3 protein-coding genes are annotated in these 4,447 nt (G+C 63.3%); all 3 read right to left on the minus strand.

The annotated features are described in order from the left end of the window. A partial coding sequence (gene gcvP / locus ACR0M9_RS20915; protein ID WP_480560855.1) for an aminomethyl-transferring glycine dehydrogenase occupies window positions 1-2,854 on the minus strand: 2,854 nt, incomplete at its 3' end. A gap of 114 nt (window positions 2,855-2,968) precedes the next feature. Further along, a complete protein-coding gene (gene gcvH / locus ACR0M9_RS20920) occupies window positions 2,969-3,334 on the minus strand; it encodes a glycine cleavage system protein GcvH (RefSeq protein WP_209505056.1) in 366 nt (121 codons plus the stop codon). Between the two features lie 18 nt (window positions 3,335-3,352). Beyond that, window positions 3,353-4,447: a glycine cleavage system aminomethyltransferase GcvT gene (gcvT, locus tag ACR0M9_RS20925; protein WP_480560853.1), complete on the minus strand. Its 1,095-nt coding sequence runs from the start codon at window positions 4,445-4,447 to the stop codon at window positions 3,353-3,355.

Here is a 4,447-nt window from a genome sequence, read left to right on the forward strand (position 1 = left end):
ACTCAGCGGCGTCTTCGTATTCTGTCATTGGTGGGCATGTGCATACGAGGTTTCGGTCGCCGTATGCGTTGTCGACGCGGTTGACGGGGGACCAGTATTTGTCGACGCCCATGGATCCCGGAGGGAAGCAGGCCTGTTCGCGGGTGTAGGGGCGGTCCCAGTCGCCGACCAGATCACGCACCGTGTGGGGGGCGTTTTTCAGCGGGTTGTTTTCCGCGTCGATCTTGCCGTCGATGATGTCCTGCGCTTCCGAGCGGATCGAGAGCATGGCGTCGCAAAAGCGGTCGAGCTCGTCCTTGGGTTCGGATTCGGTGGGCTCGACCATCAGGGTTCCGGCCACCGGCCAGCTCATCGTGGGCGCGTGGAAGCCTGAATCGACCAGACGTTTGGCCACATCGTCGACGGTGACATGCGCCGCCTCGTCCAGCGGCCTTGTGTCGAGGATGCATTCATGTGCCACCCGGCCCGTTTCCGATGTGTAGAGGATCGGATAGGCGTCCTTGAGGCGCGCCGCGATGTAGTTGGCGTTCAGGATCGCCACTTTGGTGGCCTGCGTCAGCCCCGCACCGCCCATCAGCAGCACATAGGCCCATGAGACGGGAAGGATCGAGGGCGAGCCGAAGGGTGCCGCCGAGACCGGACCCACGGCGGTGCCGTATTCCGGGTGGCCCGGCAGATGTTCGGCCAGATGCGCCTTGACGCCGATCGGACCCATGCCGGGGCCGCCACCGCCATGCGGGATGCAGAAGGTCTTGTGCAGGTTCAGGTGGCTGACATCGCCGCCAATGTCACCCGGACGTGCCAGCCCGACCATGGCGTTCATGTTGGCGCCGTCGATATAGACCTGACCGCCGTGATCATGGGTGATCTGGCAGACCTCCTGCACGGTGGTCTCGAACACGCCATGGGTCGAGGGATAGGTGATCATGCAGGCGGCCAGATGGTCCGAATGCTTTTCCGCCTTTTCGCGGAAATCATTCAGATCGATATTGCCCTTGTCATCCGATTTCACCGGCACAACCTGCCAGCCCACCATCTGCGCCGAGGCCGGGTTGGTGCCATGGGCCGAGGTCGGGATCAGGCAGACATTGCGCTGCCCTTCGCCGCGGGCGAAGTGATAGTTGCGGATGGTCAGAAGGCCCGCATATTCGCCCTGCGCGCCCGAGTTGGGCTGCTGGGAGATCGCGTCATACCCGGTGATCTGGCACAGCTTGTCGTTCAGATCCGCAATCATCTGATGGTAGCCCTGCGCCTGATCTTCGGGCACGAAAGGATGCAGGTTGCCGAACTCGGGCCAGGTGACCGGGATCATCTCGACCGTGGCGTTCAGCTTCATGGTGCAGGACCCCAGCGGGATCATCGCCCGGTCCAGCGCCAGGTCGCGGTCGGCCAGACGGCGCATATAGCGGGTGATCTCGGCCTCGGCCCGGTTCTTGTGGAAGATCGGGTGGGTCAGGTACGCGCTTTCGCGCAGCGCGTAATCCGGCAGGCGGTATTGCTTGTTCGAGCTGTCATCCTTGCGGTCGATGCCGAAGGCACCCCAGACCGCCTCGATGGTCTCGGGGCGGGTCTGTTCGTCCAGGCTGATGCCCACGCGGGTCTCGCCGACCTTGCGCAGGTTGACGCCACGGGCCACGGCGGCCTCCATAACGACATTCTGCAGATGGCCGACCTCGACCGTGATGGTGTCGAAGAACACCTCGGGTTCGACCGCAAAGCCCGCCTCTTCCAGACCGGCGGCCAGGCGCGAGGTCTTGCGGTGCACCGATTGCGCGATCGCCTTGATGCCGTCGGGTCCGTGATAGACCGCATACATCGAGGCAATGACGGCCAGCAGCGCCTGCGCGGTGCAGACGTTCGAGTTCGCCTTTTCGCGGCGGATGTGCTGCTCGCGGGTTTGCAGCGACAGGCGGTAGGCCTTGTTGCCGCGGCTGTCGATGCTGACCCCGATGATCCGGCCCGGCATCGAGCGCTTCAGCTTGTCGGTGGTCGCCATATACGCGGCGTGCGGGCCGCCATAACCCATCGGCACGCCAAAGCGCTGGGTTGAGCCGATGGCGATATCCGCGCCCATCTCGCCGGGGGATTTCAGCAGCGCCAGTGACAGGATATCGGCGGCGACAACGGCGATGGCGTTATGTTCATGCAGCGCCGCGATCTCGTTCGTGAAGTCGCGCACATGGCCATGGGTGCCCGGATACTGGAAGATCGCGCCAAAGACGGCACCTGCATCCAGCTGATCGGGATCGCCCACCTGCACGTCGATGCCCAAGGGTTCGGCGCGGGTTTTGATGACCGCGATGGTCTGCGGATGACAGTTGCGATCCACGAAGAAGGCCGCGTTATTGGCCTTGGACCGGCCGCCGCGCTTGGCCATCGCCATGGCTTCTGCTGCGGCTGTGGCTTCGTCCAGCAGGGACGCGTTGGCCACATCGAGCCCGGTCAGGTCGCTGACCATGGTCTGGAAGTTCAGCAGCGCCTCAAGCCGGCCCTGGCTGATCTCGGGCTGATAGGGCGTGTAGGCCGTGTACCAGGCCGGGTTTTCCAGGATGTTGCGCAGGATCGGCGCCGGGGTGGTGGTGCCGTAATATCCCTGACCGATCAGCGAGGTCAGAACCTTGTTCTTGCCCGCCACCTGCTTCATGTGAAAGAGCGCATCGCGTTCCGTCATCGCCGGACCCCAGTCCAGCGGTTCCTTCTGCCGGATCGCGGGCGGGACGGTGGCGTCGATCAGCTGGTCCAGCGTCTTGAAGCCGATCACCTGCAGCATGTCGCGCATTTCGGTGGGCGACGGGCCGATGTGGCGGCGATTGGCGAAGTCATAGGCTTCGTAATCGGTCAGTTTGAAGGCCATTGCAGCGCTCCTCAAGGATAGGTCAGACCCGGCGGAGACGGCAGGAGCCTCCGGCGGGAGTATTTGGAAAAAGATGAAGCAGGGAGCCCCGGTCTCTGGGGCTCCGGGCCGGATTTAGCCGATAAAGGCCTTGTAGCCGGCTTCGTCCATCAGATCTTCCAGCTGCGCGGCATCGGCGATCTTGATCTTGTAGATCCAGGCCTCGCCCTCGGGGTCGTCGTTCAGCGCTCCGGGGTTGTCAGCCAGCGCCTCGTTCACTTCCGTAATCTCGCCATCAACCGGCGCGTAAAGCTCGGAGGCGGCCTTGACGGATTCGATCACGCCGATCTCGCCATCCTTCTCGAACTCGTCGCCCACTTCCTGCTGCTCGACAAAGACCACCTCACCCAGCTGCTCGGCCGCGTGTTTGGTGATGCCCAGCGTGGCCGTGTCGCCGTCGACCGCCAGCCATTCATGTTCTTCGGAATAATAGGTTGCCATGGTGTCTCTCTCCTGACTTCAACGCTTGTAATTCTGTTTGACGAAGGGCAGCGCCACGATCTGTGCCGGTTGCGCCTTGCCCCGGATGATCAGGTTGACCTTCTCGCCCGGCTCGCCATGGCCCGCGGACACATAGCCCATCGCAACCGGGCCGCCGACCGTGGGGCCAAAGCTGCCCGAGGTGATCTGACCGATGGTATTGCCCTCAAGGCATTGCACTTCCACGCCCTGACGCGCGGGGGCGCGGCCGTCGGGCTTGATGCCCACCAGCTTGCGCGCAGGCCCCTCGGCCAGTTCGCGCTGCACACGTTCCGCACCCGGAAAGCCGCCTTCTTCCTTGCGGCGCTTCTGCATCGCCCAGCCAAGGCTGGCCTCGACCGGCGAGGTGCTCTGATCGATGTCATTGCCATAAAGGCACAGACCGGCTTCAAGCCGCAGGCTATCGCGCGCGCCCAGACCCGCCGGTTCGCAATCCTCATGCGCAAGGAACGCCCGGGTGATCTCGATCGCCTTGTCTTCGGGGATCGAGATCTCGTACCCGTCCTCGCCCGTGTAGCCCAGCCGCGAGATGCGGCATTCGACACCCAGGATGTCGGCAATCGTGGTTTCCATGAACTTAAGATCGCGCGCCGCGGGGCAGAGCGCGCCCACCACATCCTCGGCCTTGGGGCCTTGCACCGCAACCAGCGCGCGGTCGAAGATCTCGGTCACCTCAACCCCGTCCAGATTGGCGCGCATATGCGGAATGTCCTGATGGCGCAGCGCCGCGTTCACCACCACAAAGTAATGATCCCCCGCGTTCGACACGATCAGGTCATCCATGATCCCGCCTTCGGCATTGGTGAAGAACCCGTACCGCGCCTTGCCTTCCTTCAGCGTCGCATAAGCCTGCGGACACAGTGCTTCCAGCTTCTCGCCCACATTCTCGCCCCGCAATATCACCTGACCCATATGCGACACATCAAACAACGCCGCCTTCTCGCGGCACTGCTTATGCTCGCCCATGATCCCCAGCGGATACTGAACCGGCATCTCCCACCCGGCAAAATCAACCATCTTGCCGCCCAACTCAACGTGAAGCCCAAAAAGCGGCGTGCGTCTAATCTCGGTCAT

This window comes from Ruegeria sp. CH2 (genome assembly GCF_056537065.1).

What these genes read in the sequence shown, in the direction of transcription:
- gcvH (WP_209505056.1), bottom strand. Translation starts at nt 3,334, where the DNA reads ATGGCAACCTATTATTCCGAAGAACATGAATGGCTGGCGGTCGACGGC.
- gcvT (WP_480560853.1), bottom strand. Translation starts at nt 4,447, where the DNA reads ATGACCGAGATTAGACGCACGCCGCTTTTTGGGCTTCACGTTGAGTTG.